Source organism: Phytopseudomonas seleniipraecipitans, assembly GCF_900102335.1.
GTDB classification, from domain to species: Bacteria; Pseudomonadota; Gammaproteobacteria; order Pseudomonadales; family Pseudomonadaceae; genus Aquipseudomonas; species Aquipseudomonas seleniipraecipitans.
In genome coordinates this window covers 151,646-169,895 of sequence record NZ_FNBM01000006.1, presented here as the reverse complement: position 1 = coordinate 169,895, position 18,250 = coordinate 151,646, and the positions used below count along the sequence as shown (strand labels likewise).

At 60.4% G+C, this 18,250-nt stretch carries 17 protein-coding genes; 9 read left to right on the top strand and 8 right to left on the bottom strand.

Annotated elements, in window-relative coordinates:
- Positions 1-53 precede the first annotated feature (53 nt).
- Genes BLS60_RS14400 through BLS60_RS14390 form a run of 3 tightly spaced genes read left to right on the top strand, consistent with a single transcriptional unit; the run spans position 54 to position 1,824 of the window.
- Positions 54-1,064 carry a GlxA family transcriptional regulator gene (locus tag BLS60_RS14400; RefSeq protein WP_092369287.1) on the top strand — a complete coding sequence of 337 codons (1,011 nt, stop codon included), beginning with the start codon at positions 54-56 and terminating at the stop codon, positions 1,062-1,064.
- Positions 1,057-1,305, top strand: coding sequence for a DUF1272 domain-containing protein (locus BLS60_RS14395; protein WP_083328771.1), 249 nt, complete (start codon positions 1,057-1,059; stop codon positions 1,303-1,305). Before BLS60_RS14400 ends, BLS60_RS14395 begins: the two co-directional genes overlap by 8 nt.
- A 12-nt stretch (positions 1,306-1,317) precedes the next feature.
- Positions 1,318-1,824, top strand: a complete 507-nt coding sequence (locus BLS60_RS14390) for an HPP family protein (RefSeq protein ID WP_070883778.1) — start codon at positions 1,318-1,320, stop codon at positions 1,822-1,824.
- 13 nt (positions 1,825-1,837) lie between these two features.
- On the opposite strand, the gene BLS60_RS14385 is transcribed toward BLS60_RS14390, so the two are convergent.
- The 5 genes from BLS60_RS14385 to BLS60_RS14365 form a co-directional block, all read right to left on the bottom strand.
- Positions 1,838-2,794, bottom strand: coding sequence for a sensor domain-containing diguanylate cyclase (locus BLS60_RS14385; protein WP_092369281.1), 957 nt, complete (start codon positions 2,792-2,794; stop codon positions 1,838-1,840).
- 5 nt (positions 2,795-2,799) lie between these two features.
- A complete protein-coding gene (locus BLS60_RS14380) occupies positions 2,800-3,804 on the bottom strand; it encodes a response regulator (RefSeq protein WP_092369278.1) in 1,005 nt (334 codons plus the stop codon).
- Between the two features lie 203 nt (positions 3,805-4,007).
- The gene (gene nfuA, locus BLS60_RS14375) at positions 4,008-4,592 is read right to left on the bottom strand and encodes a Fe-S biogenesis protein NfuA (protein WP_092369275.1); all 585 of its coding nucleotides are present in this window, start codon (positions 4,590-4,592) and stop codon (positions 4,008-4,010) included.
- 71 nt (positions 4,593-4,663) lie between these two features.
- Positions 4,664-5,683 (bottom strand): acyltransferase family protein, encoded by a 1,020-nt coding sequence (locus BLS60_RS14370; protein ID WP_092369272.1) that lies wholly within the window; start codon positions 5,681-5,683, stop codon positions 4,664-4,666.
- Between the two features lie 159 nt (positions 5,684-5,842).
- Positions 5,843-8,068, bottom strand: coding sequence for a fatty acid cis/trans isomerase (locus BLS60_RS14365; RefSeq protein ID WP_420848466.1), 2,226 nt, complete (start codon positions 8,066-8,068; stop codon positions 5,843-5,845).
- A gap of 252 nt (positions 8,069-8,320) precedes the next feature.
- Between BLS60_RS14365 and metH the strand changes: the two genes are divergently transcribed.
- From metH to BLS60_RS14350, 3 genes are read left to right on the top strand one after another with little or no spacing between them, the layout of a single operon-like run.
- Entirely contained in the window at positions 8,321-12,037 is a 3,717-nt protein-coding gene (metH, locus tag BLS60_RS14360; RefSeq protein WP_092369266.1) for a methionine synthase, read from the top strand.
- On the top strand, positions 12,034-12,354 hold the full coding sequence (locus tag BLS60_RS14355; protein WP_070883356.1) for a DUF5629 family protein: 321 nt from the start codon (positions 12,034-12,036) through the stop codon (positions 12,352-12,354). The genes metH and BLS60_RS14355 overlap by 4 nt, the downstream gene beginning before the upstream one ends.
- Positions 12,355-12,378: 24 nt before the next feature.
- Positions 12,379-12,798: a hypothetical protein gene (locus tag BLS60_RS14350; protein WP_070883357.1), complete on the top strand. Its 420-nt coding sequence runs from the start codon at positions 12,379-12,381 to the stop codon at positions 12,796-12,798.
- A gap of 6 nt (positions 12,799-12,804) precedes the next feature.
- Here the strand turns inward: BLS60_RS14350 and BLS60_RS14345 are convergent, their stop codons facing one another.
- From BLS60_RS14345 to BLS60_RS14335, 3 genes are all read right to left on the bottom strand, one after another.
- Positions 12,805-13,107 carry a DUF1883 domain-containing protein gene (locus tag BLS60_RS14345; protein WP_073266852.1) on the bottom strand — a complete coding sequence of 101 codons (303 nt, stop codon included), beginning with the start codon at positions 13,105-13,107 and terminating at the stop codon, positions 12,805-12,807.
- 38 nt (positions 13,108-13,145) lie between these two features.
- Positions 13,146-13,904 (bottom strand): substrate-binding periplasmic protein, encoded by a 759-nt coding sequence (locus BLS60_RS14340; protein ID WP_167357676.1) that lies wholly within the window; start codon positions 13,902-13,904, stop codon positions 13,146-13,148.
- Between the two features lie 93 nt (positions 13,905-13,997).
- On the bottom strand, positions 13,998-14,927 hold the full coding sequence (locus tag BLS60_RS14335) for a ZIP family metal transporter (RefSeq protein WP_092369260.1): 930 nt from the start codon (positions 14,925-14,927) through the stop codon (positions 13,998-14,000).
- Positions 14,928-15,040: 113 nt separating this feature from the next.
- Between BLS60_RS14335 and BLS60_RS14330 the strand changes: the two genes are divergently transcribed.
- From BLS60_RS14330 to BLS60_RS14320, 3 genes are all read left to right on the top strand, one after another.
- Complete coding sequence (locus tag BLS60_RS14330; RefSeq protein WP_092369257.1) at positions 15,041-15,505, top strand: OsmC family protein; 465 nt, start codon at positions 15,041-15,043, stop codon at positions 15,503-15,505.
- A gap of 454 nt (positions 15,506-15,959) precedes the next feature.
- On the top strand, positions 15,960-17,618 hold the full coding sequence (locus tag BLS60_RS14325; protein WP_092369254.1) for a nitrite/sulfite reductase: 1,659 nt from the start codon (positions 15,960-15,962) through the stop codon (positions 17,616-17,618).
- Positions 17,602-18,099 (top strand): DUF934 domain-containing protein, encoded by a 498-nt coding sequence (locus BLS60_RS14320; protein ID WP_092369251.1) that lies wholly within the window; start codon positions 17,602-17,604, stop codon positions 18,097-18,099. Before BLS60_RS14325 ends, BLS60_RS14320 begins: the two co-directional genes overlap by 17 nt.
- Positions 18,100-18,250: the final 151 nt, after the last annotated feature.

Genomic DNA, 18,250 nt, shown 5'->3' with positions numbered 1-18,250 from the left:
GCTGTCACATGAACGCCCGCGCACAATCCGTCCCTCATCTCCGAGGGGCCGCCATGGACGACATCAAATGCATCGCTGCGCTGATCTATCCAGACTTCATGAGCCTGGACGTGGTCGGCCCCTTGCAGGTATTTGCCTCTGCCAACGTTGAACGCAACCGCCAAGGGCTAAGCGATGCCTATCGGCTGCTAATGCTCAGCGAGGTGCCCGGCGCAGTACGCAGTTCATCCGGCATGCGCATGGTCGCTGATGCGGCGTGGCGCGAGTGTGATCCTGCCACTCTGGATACCCTGTTGATTCCCGGTGGCATCGGCGAGACGCGGCAGTGCGAGAACCTGCCGCTGCTCGACTGGCTGCGCAGCGCCGAGCCGCATGTACGCAGGCTCGGCTCGGTATGTTCGGGCGCGCTGATCCTCGCCCGCACCGGGCTGCTCGACGGCCAGCGTGTGACCACCCACTGGGCGGATGTCGAGACCTTGCGTCAACACGACAGGTTACGTGTGGACAGTGACTGCCTGCACACCTATGACCCCACCGCCGGCAACCGCAACAACCACCTGTTCACGTCGGCAGGCGTCACCGCCGGTATCGACCTGGCCCTGGCATTGGTAGAGGCCGATCTGGGACGCAGCATGGCGCTGGCGGTGGCGCGACGGCTGGTGTTGTTCCTGCGTCGCCCGGGCGGCCAGGCGCAGTTCAGCGCCCTGCTCGCTCCCGAGCCAAGCCGCACACCACGGCTTGCCGACCTGCTCGAATGGATTCCTGCCCACCTGGGTAGCGATCTCTCTCTTGAGGCACTGGCCAGTAACGCGAACATGGCGCCACGTACCCTCTCACGGGTGTTTGCCAGCGAACTGGGCATCGGCCCTGCCCGTTACGTGGAGCGCATTCGTCTAGAGGCGGCCCGAGCGTTACTCCAGGATGCCCAGGCCTCCATCAGCACCGTCGCACGCCTGACCGGCTTCGGCCATCCAGAGAATTTGCGCCGGGTCTTTCAAAAACATCTGTCCATCAGCCCCCAGGAATATGCCGAACGCTTCGGCCAGGAGATTTCTCATGCTTGAACTACGCCCCAACTGTGAATGCTGCGATCGTGACCTGCCGCCCGAGTCCAGCGAAGCGCGCATCTGCTCGTTCGAATGCACCTACTGCAGCGATTGCGCCGACACGCATCTGAACGGCCATTGCCCAAACTGCCAGGGTGAACTGGTGCGCAGGCCAATCCGGCCTGCCGCAAAATTGCCTGCCAACCCGCCGTCCAGCTTACGGGTTCACAATCCCGCAGGTTGCGCAGCGCATACCTGAAAGCGAGAAATCATGTTCACCTTCAACAAGCTGCGTGGTGATAGCGCCGCGCTGCCCGCACGCCCTGGCCTGCGGCAGGTATTGATCGCCTGGCTCGGTGGTGTGCTGGCGATCGCTGCGATCGCGGGGCTGGGCGACGCGCTGACGGCGAGCTTGTTACTAGGCTCGTTCGGCGCTTCCTGCGTGCTGGTATTCGGCTTCCCCGATGTACCCTTCTCGCAACCGCGCAACGTCATGTTCGGGCATTTTTTGAGCACATTCACCGGCTTGCTATTCCTGCAGATATGCGGTCCGCACTGGTGGGCCGTGGCGCTGGCAGTCGGCACCGCTATTGCCCTGATGATGCTCACGCGCACAGTGCACCCGCCTGCCGGCTCCAACCCGGTGATCGTATTCCTGGCGTTACCGGGGTGGGATTTTCTGCTCTATCCGACGCTCAGCGGCTCGCTGTTGCTGATCGCGGTGGCACTCGTCTACAACAACGCCAGCCGCGAAGCGCGCTACCCGAAATACTGGTAATGAATAGCCGCGGTCAGGCGCCGTACACCGTCACCTGATTGCGGCCATTTCGCTTGGAGCCATACAGCGCCTGGTCGGCCCGCTCGATGAGCTGCTGGTGGTCATGGCACGGCTCGCTCAGGTCGGCCACGCCGAGGCTGACGGTGAAGGGAATCACCTGCCCCTCGTGGCTGATCTGCAGGCGCTCGACCACGCCGCGCAGCCGTTCGGCAAACACTCGCCCGCCCGCGGCATCGACATCCGGCAGCAGTACCACGAACTCTTCGCCGCCGTAGCGCCCGGCAATATCCGTGTCGCGGATCTGCTCGCTGACGATCTTGGCCAAGCTTTGGATCACCGTATCGCCTGCCTGGTGGCCGTAGGTGTCGTTGACCTTCTTGAAGTGGTCGATATCGAAGATCACCAGCGAAGCGCTGCTGCCATAACGGCGGTGCCTTGCGTACTCACGCTTGAGCTCCTCCTCCCAGTAACCCCGGTTATTCAGTCCTGTCAGCCGATCGGTACGTGACAGGTGCTTGAACTGATCGCTCATCGACTGCAGCTGACGCTTGTTCACAGCGACACTGGTGACGTCGTAGATGATCAGGCACAGGTGTTCGATCTTGCTGTTGGTGGCCTGCAGCGGCAGGATGGTGGTGTTCTGGTACATGAAATCCTCCAGCCCGGTAATCGGCTGGTAGTTTTTGAAACGCACCAGATAGGGTCGCTGCTCCCAGATGGTGAAGGCCGGCGTTCCCAGGGTGGCAACGCTCTCTACCTTACGTCGAAACCAGCTTTCTTCGACCTCGGGAAACAGCTCGAAGAACGAGCGTTCCGAGGCGTCGCGCGCAGTGCGCCCCGAGTGGTTTTCCATGAAGCTGTTCCAGACCTCGACCCGGTATTCGCGATCCAGCACCACCACGCCAACGTCGATGCTCTGCACGATCGCCAGCAACCAGTGGAACTCGTTCAAATCCATGTTCGCGACCATGTCTGTCATTCCATCAGGTAAGCGAGTTTGCCAGTCAACAATGGCACCGAGTCTTCGGTGAATAACAGCAGCAGGTCGAAGTGGATATTGTGCCCCTCGATGCTGTAGCTGACTTCCACTGCCAGGGTTTTGCGCCAGCGTTGGCTGTTGATACGGATCAGTTCATCGATGGAGGCGTGCTCGCCCAGCACCTGGGGATGACCCTGGGAGAAACTCACGTCGAGCTGGGCAGCGATGCCGCTCAGGCAGGCACCGATCAGCACGCTGGACATGTCCAGCAGCATTTCCATGGAAGAATGGTCTTGCTGCTGCCACTTCATCAGCCTGGCCATGTCGGCCACTTCCGAATCGTGGAAGATCAGCAGCGCTTCGCCGCACATGCCGCCGCCGATGTAACCCTGGCATACAGCGGTCAGCCCGTTGCCGCGTTGTGCATCGGCCAGGGCCATATGCAGTTCGCTGACTTCGAGGATGTTCACGTTGGGAATTGGCAGTTGCACGAACACCCCGAGCACGCGGGCGAGCAGCGCAGCGGCCTGCCCCATGGCGACGTTGACGACTTCTCGGAAGGCGTCGCGGAACGACACCTTAGGCTCGCTGAGTGCTTGCGCGGGTACTGTCAGGGATGTGCCGGCAGTTGCGTCAAGCATGCCCAGCGTGTTTAGGGTCTGCCGGAGCAACTCAGGATCGACCGGCTTCTTCAGAAAAGCCGATGCGCCCAGCTCTTTTACGCGGCGTATGGCCTCTTCCTGCACATCGCCAGACACCACGATGACCTTCTGCGCCAGTCCCTCGGCCTTGAGCGCAGCCAGCACCCCATAACCATCGAGCACGGGCATCGTCAGGTCGAGCAGCAGAAGATCGCTAGGCGCCGCACGCAACTGGTCGAGGGCTTCCTGGCCATTGCTGACCTGAGTGACCAGCACCGGCCATTGCGCAGGCAAGGCGCGTATGAGCTGCTTGCGGGCCATGTTTGAATCATCGCAGACCAGAAGAGATGCTTTTGGCATCAATACGCCTCGGGAGAGCTGAATACAGATCCGACTTCATCGCGCGATGGTCACCATGCCAACAACGCGGCCCCATCCTGGAGTGCTTCGGCCAAGCTATAGCAAAAAGCCATTACACTTTGGCTTTAATCCTCTTTTCGTGAACCGGCGCACCTCAAAAATAAAAAAAGGCGACCGAAGTCGCCTTTTCATGTGTGAGCCTATCAGTAGTAGGCATTTTCCCGATTACTATGGTCGGTCACATCGCGCACGCCTTTGAGCTGCGGAATGCGCTCCAGCAGCGTTTTTTCGATACCTTCCTTGAGCGTCAGGTCCGCCTGACCGCAACCCTGGCAGCCGCCGCCGAACTGCAGTACGGCAATGCCTTCGTCGACGACATCGATCAATGTCACCTGGCCACCATGGCTGGCCAGACCGGGATTGATCTCGGTCTGCAGGTAGTAGTTGATGCGCTCATTGAGCGGGCTGTCCTCATTGACCATCGGTACCTTGGCATTCGGCGCCTTGATGGTCAGCTGGCCGCCCATGCGATCGGTGGCGTAATCGACGACGGCGTCTTCGAGAAATGGCTCGCTGACGGCGTCGATCCATGCGGTGAAGTTAGCCAGGCCGATAGCCTGGTCTTCCGGCTTCTGCTCACCGGGCTTGCAGTACGCAATGCAAGTTTCCGCGTACTGGGTTCCCGGCTGGGTGATGAAAACGCGAATGCCGATTCCCGGAGTGTTCTGCTTGCTCAGCAGGTCTGCCAGGTAATCATGGGCGGCATCGGTAATGGTAATAGTGCTCATGGCAACTCCTCACGGTCATGTGGCGAAGTGTACGCCAAATCATGCTGCTGGATAAAGTCCTACTATTTTACTCAGGATAGAGCCTGGAGCGGTTTCTGCGTCGTCCGCTCGCTAAACCAGGCTTTGGCGTGAACGAAAAAACGCTTCTCGATCAATTCGTAACTGCCCCACGACGCCAACGCAATAAGCGGCATGCAGGCCGCGATCACCACATACGGATTAAGATCCAGGCTGGCCTGCAGGTACCAGCCCAGCGACAGCACGATCACGTGCAGCAGGTACACCGAATAGGACAGGTCGCCCATCCGAGCCAATAGCCGGCTGTCCTTGAACCACGGTTCCATGGCGATGCAAGCAGCCACGATCATCGCGCTGGGCACACCCCAGTGCAGCAGGCGCATGGAGTTGTCCAGGTGGTAGATGGCCATGAGTGCGCCGGCGATCAGCAGCAGCGGTATCCACAGGCCCTGACGAATCCAGCCGCGGCTGTAGACCATGCCCAGCAGTACGCCGAAGAGGAATTCGTAGACGATGCTATTGCGATAGAAGTCGCTGACCCACGGCTGGGTCGCCAGCAATCCGAACAGCAGCAGGCTGCTGGTGATGAGCAGCAGACGGAAACGCTGCGGCACGATGAATGCCAGCGCGAACAGCAGGTAGAAGAACATTTCGTAATTCAGCGTCCAGCCAACGTTTAACGTCGGGTACAAGCCAAAGCCGGCGGGGTTTTCTGCGGGAATGAACAGCAGCGACATCATCAGGTGCTGCAGATCGAACGCCTGGGTTGGCATCACCGGATTGGCGAAGGCGATGATCACCGCAGCAATCAGCGAATAGAGCCAGTACGCCGGCACGATGCGCAGCGCGCGGTTGAGCATGAAACGCCACGGCGTGATGCTCTTGCCTTGAGTCGACAGATAAATCACCAGGCCGCTGATGATGAAGAAAATATCGACACCGACTGCGCCCTTGTCAGTGAACAGATAGCCCAGAAAGCTATCGGCCTTGAAGTCGAAAAACACCTGCATGACATGGTGAAAGACTACTACCCAGGCTGCCAACGCCCGCAATGCCTGCACTGAAATCAGCATAAAACCGCCACTCTCCCTCTCGTTGAAACCGACACGGGGCAAGCACCGTAACGGGCTGCCACAGCGTCCGACCGCAGCGGCTGGAGAAAGGTCGGGAGAAATGGCATGCGACCCTGCCATTGAACAGCGGCAACCGCTTGCCTGCTGAGCCGCGTGTACTTAGAGGTTCTGGTAGCGGTTCATGTCCAGCACGCCCGCTTCCTGCGGATCCTGTTCGCGGATATGCGCGGTCAGGTCGTGGAAGTACCGCCAGAACTGCGGATGGGTTCGGCGAATTCCCCAGCGTTCGACCACCTTGTCGAATGTCGCGGTATCGCTCACTTGCTCGAGCGCGGTGACGAACTCAGGCACTTGGCCGGCCGGTACCGAAAACATGAAGTTGGGGTAGCTGGTCAGCACTTCCGGGTAGATCGTCAGGGTGTCCAGACGCGGCTGATAGCGCAGTTCCTCACCGAGCATGAACGCCACGTTGCTGTGCGCACGGTTGCGCAGCAGGCTGTAGACCTCACGACGGCCATTGTCCCCTTCTACCCGCAATAACGTCGCCTCGGGCAGGTGATGGATCACGTTGAGCTGCGAAGCTGGCCGTGAGGCCAGGCGGCTCAATGCCTGCTCAGCCTGCTGCAGGTCAGCAGCCAGCCCATCACGGTGGCAATGCTCACCGCTGCAGCGATTGATGGGATCGGGTCGCGCATTGAGCATGCCGAAGCGTTGCAACAGTTGCTCGCTGAACTGCCGTTTCGGGTCATCTCCCGCCAACGCCAGACCGCTCGGGGTTTTTCTGTCCAGCGGGTAATAATCCATCCAGGCCTTGAGCTTCCCGCTGTTCTGGTACCAGTCGCTGAACAGCCCCGAGCGCGCGTCGGCTGGCATCAGGCGCAGAAAATTCTGCTCGGCGCCGTTACGAATCAGGTCGAAGTACAGCCGCGTCTGCGCCTGGTGCGAGACGTTGCCGAACACATCGAAATTCACCACCAGCTGATAGTAGGTGCGCTCGAGCAGCGGATAGTCCATCCACCACAGGGTTTGCGGAATCTCACCCACCAGGCCTTTGCGCACCGAGGCGCTGTCGTACTGGCGGAAGATCGACAGCAGCGCGTTGTCGTTGCCACGCCAGATATGCGACCAGTCGGGCGCCGGCGCCTGGGCGTAGCCGTCGGTACGCAGGGCTTCATAGTCGTTGCGCTTGTTGCGGTAGGCGCGCCACAGGCCCAGCAGGTCGCCGATCTGGTCGAGCTGGCCGGGCATTGCCAACAAAGGCGTGGTTTCACCCCGATACGCCGGGTCGGTGATGTACAGGTCATGCTGCGGATCCTGAAACACCACCCAGAAGTTGTCGCGAATCACGTCGGTAGCGATCTGCCCGCGGCATACAGGGCCGCGGATAAAGGTGCGCACGAAGTACTCGGCGTTATCGAGCATGAACTGATAACGCGCCTGAGCCGGAATGGCCTCGAAGGTTTCGAAGGGGTTGGAACGACGCTGCACGCCATACCCTGGCACGACCCCTACCTGCCACTCGCTGGCGAAGAACAGCGATTTCACCCGAGCCAGTTTCGCGGCGCTGAGTGGGTAGGTGATGTGGGTCTTGTGAACGATCACGCCCTGTATCGGTATCACGCGGTAATAGACGGTGGTGCCGGGATCATCATTGGGGCGCCGCGTGGCGATGATATCGACGGGTTGGCCGCTCGGTGTACGCGAGCGCACCAGTTGAAAGAAGTGGCCGGCCTCGCCCGCCTCGAAATGCAGGTGAGCGAGAAACAGGTGCTCGTACAGCCAGCGACTGACCAGCGCCTGTTCGTCGCCGGGCGCATTGAGAAACTGCTCCCACTCGCCGATCTGGCGTGCCTCCCCCGCGCTTGGCTGCAGTGCCTGCTGATCCACCGGAGCGCCCTGCGCCAGCCAGTGTTGCACCGTTTGATAGTCCTGCTCGGTGAGCCCCGTTACCGCGAACGGCATGCCAACCATAGGATTTTTGCTGGCAAAGCTCTCGAACTCACCCGGCAGCGGGCACTGGTTGACCCGGTCGATGCCGATGGCCAGCTCCTTGGGCAATTTGCTATTGGGCGGCAGCGGCGTGGCGTGGCCCAACTCGAGCATGCGCGCCATCAATGCCGCCTGGCCGCCCTGTTGGTCGAGCACCGAGTTGAAGTCCTTGCGTCGCCAGGCGGGCTCACCATGAGCATCCATAAACAGACGCGTGGTGGCCTGGGTTTCGCTGCGCGTACCGTCATAGACCGGCACCTTGCTGGCGCCCCGCTCGGTGCCTTCGCCACTGCCCAGATTGAGCTGGCAGGGCGCGTCGTAGCAAGCATGGCAGGCCACACAGTTCTGCGTGAAGATCGGCTGGATATCGCGGCTGTAGGAAACGGACTGCGCCATCAACAGCGGGCTGATTAAAACAAGGCAAACACTCAACAACAGCCGGCAGCGCATGGTCACAAATCCCACAAAATTAGCCGGCCATTCTAGCCGTCTCGTCTGTGCTGTCGCTATGCCTGCATGCCAAACAGTCAGTCTGATGCGCTGCGTGAACATGAACATAATTCATGCACAACCGCATCGTGCAGAAAAAGCACCAACCTTTGTTATGATCGCAACCCTTGTCATAGCCCACCGTTCAGAGCTTTTCCCATGCCCTTGTCAGATCGCAGCGCCCGCCTCCAAGCACTTCAGCACGCCCTCAAGGAACGCATCCTGATCCTCGACGGTGGTATGGGCACCATGATCCAAAGCTACAAGCTGGAAGAAGCCGACTACCGCGGCGAGCGCTTCGCCGACTGGCCGAGCGACGTCAAGGGCAACAATGACCTGTTGCTGCTCAGCCAGCCGAAGATCATCGCCGAGATTGAGCGCGCCTATCTGGACGCTGGCGCCGACATTCTGGAAACCAACACCTTCAATGCTACCCAGGTGTCCCAGGCGGACTACGGCATGGAGTCGCTGGCCTATGAGCTGAACCTGGCCGGTGCCCGCGTTGCCCGTGGGGTGGCGGATGCCAAAACCCTGGAAACCCCGGACCGCCCGCGTTTCGTCGCCGGCGTGCTCGGCCCGACCAGCCGCACCTGCTCGATTTCTCCGGACGTCAACGACCCGGGCTATCGCAACGTCACCTTCGACGAGTTGGTCGACAACTACACCGAAGCCACCCGCGGCTTGATCGAAGGCGGCGCCGACCTGATCCTGATCGAGACCATCTTCGACACGCTCAATGCCAAGGCGGCGATCTTCGCCGTGCAGCAGGTGTTCGACGAAGACAGCGTCGAGTTGCCGATCATGATCTCGGGCACCATCACTGATGCCTCCGGCCGCACGCTGTCCGGGCAGACCACCGAAGCCTTCTGGAACTCGGTCGCCCACGCCAAGCCGATTTCCGTGGGCCTCAACTGCGCCCTCGGTGCCGCTGACCTTCGCCCCTACCTGGAGGAGCTGTCGACCAAGGCCGGCACCCACGTTTCTGCGCACCCCAACGCGGGCCTGCCCAACGCCTTCGGTGAATACGACGAGACGCCAGCGGAAATGGCCGCCGTGGTCGAGGAATTCGCTGCCAGCGGCTTCCTCAATATCATCGGCGGTTGCTGCGGCACCACGCCTGGGCACATCCAGGCCATCGCCGAAGCGGTCGCCAAGTATCAGCCGCGACCGATCCCGCATATTCCAAAGGCCTGTCGTCTGTCGGGGCTGGAGCCGTTCACCATCGACCGCCAGTCGCTGTTCGTCAACGTAGGCGAACGCACCAACATCACCGGCTCGGCCAAGTTCGCCCGCCTGATCCGTGAAGAGAACTACACAGAGGCCCTGGAAGTCGCCCTGCAGCAGGTGGAAGCCGGCGCGCAGATCATCGACATCAACATGGACGAGGGCATGCTCGACTCCAAGGCGGCGATGGTCAGGTTCCTCAACCTGATTGCCGGCGAGCCGGACATTTCCCGTGTGCCAATCATGATCGACTCCTCCAAGTGGGAAGTGATCGAAGCCGGCCTCAAGTGCATCCAGGGCAAAGGCATCGTCAACTCGATCTCCATGAAGGAAGGCGTCGAGCAGTTCAAGCACCACGCCAAACTGTGCAAGCGCTACGGCGCTGCCGTGGTGGTGATGGCCTTCGACGAAGCTGGCCAAGCCGACACTGCCGCTCGCAAGCGCGAAATCTGTCAGCGCAGCTACGACATCCTGGTCAACGAAGTGGGCTTCCCGCCGGAAGACATCATCTTCGACCCGAACATCTTTGCCATCGCCACCGGCATCGAGGAGCACGATAATTACGCCGTAGACTTCATCGAAGCCTGCGCTTTCATTCGCGACCACCTGCCCCATGCGCTGAGCTCGGGTGGCGTATCCAACGTGTCGTTCTCGTTCCGCGGCAACAACCCGGTGCGCGAAGCGATCCACTCAGTGTTCCTCTACTACGCCATCCAGAACGGCCTGACCATGGGCATCGTCAACGCCGGCCAGTTGGAAATCTACGACCAGATTCCCAAGGAGCTGCGTGACCGCGTCGAGGATGTAGTGCTCAACCGCACGCCGGGCGGCACCGACGCCCTGCTGGCCATCGCCGAGAACTACCGTGGCGGTGGCGCGACCAAGGAAGTCGAGAATGAAGAGTGGCGCTCGCTGCCGGTCGACAAGCGCCTTGAACACGCGCTGGTCAAGGGCATCACCGCGTTCATCGTCGAAGACACCGAAGAATGCCGCCAGCAGTGCGCGCGCCCCATCGAGGTCATCGAAGGTCCGCTGATGAGCGGCATGAACATCGTTGGCGACCTGTTCGGCTCGGGCAAGATGTTCCTGCCTCAGGTGGTCAAATCCGCCCGGGTGATGAAGCAGGCCGTGGCCCACCTGATTCCGTTCATCGAAGCCGAGAAAGGCGACAAGCCGGAAGCCAAGGGCAAGATCCTCATGGCCACCGTCAAGGGCGATGTACATGACATCGGCAAGAACATCGTTGGCGTAGTGCTGGGTTGTAACGGCTACGACATCGTCGACCTCGGCGTGATGGTGCCGGCAGAGAAGATCCTGCAGACCGCCATCGCCGAGAAATGCGACATTATTGGCCTGTCCGGGCTGATCACCCCGTCGCTGGACGAAATGGTGCATGTCGCCAAGGAAATGCAGCGCCAGGGCTTCACCCTGCCTTTGATGATCGGCGGCGCGACCACCTCCAAGGCGCACACCGCAGTGAAGATCGATCCGCAGTACAGCAACGATGCGGTCGTCTACGTGACCGATGCCTCGCGAGCCGTCGGCGTGGCGACGCAGTTGCTGTCCAAGGAACTCAAGTCCGACTTCGTGCAGCGCACCCGTGACGATTATGTAGTGGTGCGCGAGCGTACCTCGGCGCGTGCCTCGCGTACCGAGCGGCTGAGCTACGACAAGGCCATCGCCAACAAGCCGACGTTCGACTGGAGCGGCTATACCGCACCGACACCGAGCTTTACCGGAGTGAAGGTTCTCGATGACATCGACCTCAACGTGCTGGCCGAATACATCGACTGGACGCCGTTCTTCATCTCCTGGGACCTAGCCGGCAAGTACCCGCGCATTCTCACCGACGAAGTGGTCGGCGAAGCGGCCACCAGCCTGTTCGAAGACGCCCAGGCGATCCTCAGAAAGCTGATCGACGAGAAACTGATCAAGGCCCGTGCAGTATTCGGTTTCTGGCCGGCCAATCAGGTGTGTGACGACGACATCGAAGTGTATGGCGAAGACGGCCAGCCAATGGCAACGCTGCACCACCTGCGGCAACAGACCATCAAGCCGGACGGCAAGCCAAACCTGTCGCTGGCCGACTTCGTCGCGCCGAAGCACAGCGGCATCACTGACTATGTAGGCGGCTTCATCACCACCGCCGGCATCGGCGCCGAGGAAGTCGCCAAGGCTTACGAGGCCAAGGGCGACGACTACAACTCGATCATGGTCAAGGCACTGGCCGATCGCCTCGCCGAAGCCTGCGCGGAATGGCTGCATGAGCAGGTGCGTAAGGAGCACTGGGGCTACCAGCCCGACGAGCACCTGAGCAACGACGAGCTGATCAAGGAAGCCTACAAAGGTATCCGCCCTGCCCCCGGCTACCCGGCCTGCCCGGATCACACCGAAAAAAGAACCCTGTTCAACCTGCTCGACCCCGAGGCTGAGTATCACAAGGCCGGCCGCAGCGGCGTGTTCCTCACCGAGCACTACGCCATGTTCCCGGCGGCGGCGGTCAGCGGCTGGTACTTCGCCCATCCCGAGGCGCAATACTTTGCCGTCGGCAAGGTCGACAAAGACCAGATCGAGCAGTACAGCGCACGCAAGGATCAGGACATCGCCGTCAGCGAACGCTGGCTGGCACCCAATCTGGGGTATGACGAATGAGTGAACAACCTTATCTGCTCGACCAACTGGAGAGCGCCGACATGCTGGAGATCGATGGCCTGCATGCCTTCGACTTCCAGCTCGACGACGCCCTGCTCGACCAGGCCGACGTTGCGGCCGAAGCCGATGAGTCGTTCGCCAGCGAAGCCACTGTTCTGCACATCGAGGCGCAGGATGGCCGCGAGCGCAAACGCTGGCAGTTCAGCTATAACGCAGTGATGGAAGCCGAGTATCAATCGGCCGACGACAGCTGGACGCTGGGTGAACACCGCTTACGTTGTTTCGATGCAACCGCAGCCGACAGCGAAGACGACTAGCCGTAACCAACAGGGAGTGACCACGTGCTGAAGATGACCCGCATCGACCCGCCGCACTGGGCTCCCGACTATGCACGCAACGTAATCGACTACCTCGGTGACGATGGCGAGGCCAGTCAGCGTGCCTTCGAACCCTTGCTGACGCAGATCCATGCCAGCCTGGACGAGCGGATCAATGCATTTGTCAACGATCCTCGGCAGTGCTTCGGCGACGATGAGCAATTCCCCAGCCGCAGCCAGCTATCGGGCGATTACTACATCGGTTCGCAAACCTTCGAAGGCTATCGCGACGATGGTGATTATCAACTGTGGGTTCAGATTCGCTGTCTGGGGCTCGGCGGGCACGAGCAGGCCGATTACCTCGGCCTGGAAGTGATCTGCAGCTTTACGCCGGCCACCGGCGAATTGATGATCGAGGAAGGGTTCAACACCAGCGTAATCTGACGACCATCACGACAGATCGGACGACGACCTGCGTACGAGCTTGATGGAGTGCTTCAAGGTCGGCTTGCGCGTGACACTGATCGCCTTGCGGGTCACGGTATCAATGGTGATGTTCCAGAAGCCGCTGCTGGGAACGGTGATCTTGGCCGGAAACTTGTCGAACGCGCCGCCGTGGTAAGTGTGTCGACCACCATTCTTGAAGCTGCGGAAGTTCGCGTCGTTCATCAGGCGGATATTGCAGGGTTGCGAGCATTCGATCACGACCAGGTCGTCTTCGTTAAGGTGCTCGCGCTGGTGTATGTACTTCATCAGACGCTCCACGCATGTTTTCAGCGCAATAGCATGACTCACCAGCCCTCGGACAGCAAAGCCTCTGATTTCTCGGCACCGAGGTAGCGTGCCAATATGCGCTGCCAGCTGCCGTCTCTGCGCATGTCGACGAAGGCGTCGTTCATCTGCTGGCCCAATGCAGCCGCATTGTCGAGCTTGAGGCTGCCAGCTATATGGCTGCGCGTGCGGCTGATCGGCTTGCCGAAACGCAAAGGTGCCTGGTAGCCCAGCTGACGCCACAGGTAAATGGCGCGTAGGTCGATTTCATACCAGGCGACCACGCGGCCGCTCTGTAGAAGCTGGGCGGCTTGTTCAGGGTCAGTGACTTCGACTACCCGCTGCGCACCCGTGCGTATCGCGTTGATCGCATCAGCACGGGGCGTGCCGGCCATCACCGCTACAGGGCCGGTGTTCAGTGCATCGGCCAGGCTATCGAAAGAGCGGCTCACGCTGGCAAGTACGTAAGGAGTCGGTAGCACATCGAGCAGCCAGAGAAATTCATCTTCGCGCTCTGCCGTGTAGCCAAGATTCAGCACGATACCGTGTGGGTCGGCGTTCGCTTCATTCAATACCCGGCGCCAGGGTACGCTGCGAAACACACACTGCCGCTGGATGCGCCCGCACAGTTCGCGCATGAGATCGCCAAACAACCCGGTTGGTCCGACGGTCGCATCGGCAAATGGCATTTGCCCCTGGCCGACATAAATGTCGAGCGGCTCGGCTTGCACCGCGCTCACCCAACCCAACGCCGCAACCAATGAAAATCTGCAGCCCATTCGCCGCATCAAGGCTATTACATCGCTTATGTGCACACGCAGGCCCCATTACCAATCGCTTGTAAAGTGTGCATCAAGTACGGGCAAAGGTAATCAGCCTAATGCGGTATCCAAGAACATCATCACAGCAAATCCGCCCATTAGACCCAACGTCGCAGGCGTTTGATGGCCGTTGCGGTGAGTCTCGGGGATGATTTCGTGGGACACCACGAACAGCATGGCGCCTGCCGCCAAGCCCAAGCCAATGGGATAAGCCAGTGCGTAGCTGCTGGACATGCCAACGCCAACCAGTGCGCCCAGTGGCTCCATTAATCCGGTAGCCGCAGCGATCAGCGCCGCATGTAATGCGGAGATGCCCGTCGTGCGCAGCGCCAGTGCAACAGCAAGCCCTTCGGGAATGTCCTGAATTGCAATGGCGGTTGCCAGGGGAATGCCCACCTTCATGTCATCACCGGCAAACCCGACACCGACTGCCATGCCTTCCGGCAGGTTGTGCAGCGTGATGGCGAATACGAACAGCCACACCCGATTCAAGCGCTCATTGTGTGGCCCAAGCGGCCCGGTGCTCTCATGCTCGTGTGGGGTGAAATGATCGAGGCCGAGCATCAACAGCACGCCGAGCGCCAAGCCGAGCACCACGGTCGCGGCACCCAGAAGGCCGCTGCCAGTAATCGTCTCGGCGGCCTCGAGGCCTGGAAGAATCAACGAAAAGGAGCTGGCGGCGAGCATCATACCCGCAGCGAAGCCCAACAGGCTGTCCTGGGTTTTTACGCTGATGCTGCCCAACGCCAAGGCGGCCATCGCCCCCAGCGCAGTAGCCGCAAAGCCCGCACCGCCGCCATACAGCGCGTAGCGCATACGTTCGGAATGCCCTTCATCGAGCACATTGAACAAGCTCGCCACCAACAGCCAGAGCACCACCAGAAGTGCCAGCCCCAGCCCGGCAGCGACCCAGGGCGAGGCACGCGCCTGGGTGAGCCAAGCCTGGAGAAACCCGCTGTTCGACTGTGGAAGTGTTTGCATGTATCCCTCTGATCAACCCCAACGAAATTGGCGAATGCCTTCAATACCTCTGTAGTAGCTGCGACACTCTGGCGATGATGAGTGTTCATCCAACATGGAGTGCGATTACCAGCATGGCAAGCCACAGTGCCACCATTTTCTGGTCACGGGGCGATCAACCTTTCCTTGATAACCGCTACAGCCGCGCACACCGCTGGCAATTAGATGGCGGTTTGGAAATACCCGCCTCGTCTTCGCTTTCGGTGGTGCCACTACCGATGTCCGATGCGAACGCTGTTGATACCGAGGAAGCCTTTATTGCCTCGTTGTCGAGCTGCCATATGTTGTGGTTCTTGTCGCTGGCTGCACAACAGGGCTTCCAGGTCGATGATTATCAGGATCAAGCGCAAGGTACACGTGCTCGAAACAAGCAGAGCCGCGTGGCTATCACCGATGTGTTGCTGCGCCCTCGGGTTGTTTTCAGCGGGGACAAGCAGCCCAGCGACACGGATATACACGCCTTGCATCACGCTGCGCACGAGGCCTGTTTCCTGGCCAACTCGGTCAGTTGCGACGTACGCTGCGAGCCAATTCTCTAGCGGTTCTGTGGGCAGGTGGTTGGCACAAGCATTGTGATCAACCGAGTTAGCGATAAACATCGAGCAGCTGTGCTGTGCCCGGCTTTCAGTTTCCGCCTCTCGGAGGCGGATGCTGAACGCACGCGCCTGAATCCGATTATTTAAGCAATTCGCGACGGTCGACCAGCCTGGTTATGCTTCTTGAAGCGCTTAGTTCAAAAAGCTCTTTGTATATATTAAAACTTCACTTTTGCGCATAAACCCGAACTGGTATCTTCCCTCGGCTCCGCCTGGAGTGCGCGGCCGTGCGCGCAGATTTGCTGTAACAGGTCATCGAAAAAGCCGTGAGCGACAGCCGGTGAGCAATACGATCTGCTATCGAGCGGTGAGCCGTCCGATGCAGATTCGTCACACCGTTTACTGATCGCAGTAGCCATTCACCGATCTGGCAAGCAGCCTGATAACAGGATTGTCCATGTACGTATACGACCAGTACGACCAACAAATCGTCGAGGACCGCGTCAAGCAGTTCCGCGATCAAACCCGCCGGTACCTCAGTGGCGAACTGAGCGGTGAAGAATTCCGTCCGCTGCGCCTGCAGAACGGTCTGTACATCCAGCGTTTTGCGCCCATGCTGCGCATCGCCGTGCCTTACGGCCTGTTGTCGTCCACTCAGGTTCGCAAGCTGGCAAAGATCGCCCGTGACTACGACAAGGGCTACGCCCACATCAGCACCCGTCAGAACGTCCAGTTCAACTGGCCTGAGCTGGAAGACGTGCCGGAGATTCTCGCCGAGCTGGCTACCGTGCAGATGCACGCGATCCAGACCAGCGGCAACTGTATCCGCAACACCACCACCGACCAGTTCGCCGGGGTTGCCAAAGACGAGCTGATCGATCCGCGCCCGTGGTGCGAGATTATCCGCCAGTGGTCGACCTTTCATCCCGAGTTCAGCCACCTGCCGCGCAAGTTCAAGATTGCCGTCAATGGCGCTGCCGGCGACCGTGCGGCGATTGAAGTGCATGACATCGGCCTGGAAGCGGTGAAGAACAAGGCTGGCGAACTGGGCTTCCGCGTTGCCGTTGGTGGCGGCCTGGGCCGTACACCGATCGTGGGCAGCTTCATCAATGAATTTCTGCCGTGGCAGCACCTGCTCTCCTACCTTGACGCCATCCTGCGTGTGTACAACCGCTACGGCCGTCGTGACAACAAATACAAGGCGCGTATCAAGATCCTGGTCAAGGCGCTGACCCCGCAAGTGTTCGCCGAGCGCGTGAACGCCGAGTGGGCGCACCTGAAAGACGGCCCTACCACCCTGACCGACGATGAAGTGGCGCGCGTTGCCGCACATTTCGTCGACCCGGCGTACAAGGCGTTGCAGGATCAGGACGCCCTCCTCGCCACCCTCGACAGCGAGCATCCTGGTTTCGCACGCTGGCGTGAGCGCAACACCTTCGCGCACAAGAAACCCGGCTACGTGGCCGTGACCCTGTCGCTCAAGCCAACCGGCGTGGCCCCCGGGGACGTCACCGACAAGCAGCTCGACGCCATTGCCGAGCTGGCCGACCGCTACAGCTTCGGCGAGGTGCGCAACAGCCACAACCAGAACATCATCCTTGCCGACGTCGAGCAGGAGCAGTTGTTCACCCTGTGGGGTGAGTTGCGCGAGCAGGGTTTCGCGACGCCAAACGTGGGCCTGCTGACGGACATCATTTGCTGCCCGGGTGGCGACTTCTGCTCCCTGGCCAATGCCAAGTCGATCCCTGTGGCCGAAGCCATCCAGCGTCGCTTCGACAACCTCGACTACCTGTTCGACATCGGTGATATCGACCTGAACATCTCCGGCTGCATGAACGCCTGCGGCCACCACCACGTCGGCCACATCGGCATCCTCGGTGTCGACAAGAAGGGTCAGGAGTTCTATCAGGTATCGCTCGGCGGCAGCGCCGGTCGCGACGCCAGCCTGGCGCAGATCCTCGGCCCGTCCTTTGCCCAGGACGATATGCCGGACGTGATCGACAAGATCGTCAACGTCTACGTCGAGCAACGCACCGAAGAAGAGAGTTTCATCGACACCTTCCGCCGTATTGGTGTCGCCCCGTTCAAGGAGCGCGTATATGCAGCGAATCATTAAGAACGGCCAGATCGTCGACGAAAGCTGGCACGTGCTGCCGAAGGAAACTACCTTCGAGGAGCTGTCCAACTGTGACGACCTGATCGTCCCGTTGTCCCTGTGGCTGGAGCACGGCCGTGCGTTGAAAGCTCGTGACGGCGGCCTTGGTGTCTGGCTGGATGCCGAGGAAGAAATTGAATCCATCGTCGACTCGCTGGACGATTTCCAGGTCATCGCGCTGAATTTTCCGGCCTTCACCGACGGGCGTCACTCGTCCTCCGCTTACCTGCTGCGCACTCGCTACGGCTTCAAGGGCGAGCTGCGCGCAATCGGCGATGTGCTGCGTGACCAACTGTGGGCGCTCAAGCGCTGCGGTTTCGATGCCTTCGCCTTGCGTGAAGACAAGGACCCTGAAGACGCACTGAAAGCCTTCGAGGAATTCAGCGAGGTGTATCAGGCCTCCAGCGACCAGCCGGTGCCTCTTTTCAGGCGCCGCGCCTGATGCCAAGAGCCCTGCCAGTCGGCGGGGCTTTTTTATGCGCCCTGCTCCGCAAAACTGTACAAAACGTCGCCACAGCCGTAGCGGCCTCTTCGCACTCATTCCCCCGCCTTCCTGGCACGTACAGTCGCTTGCAAAGCGCAGCGCTGTTTGG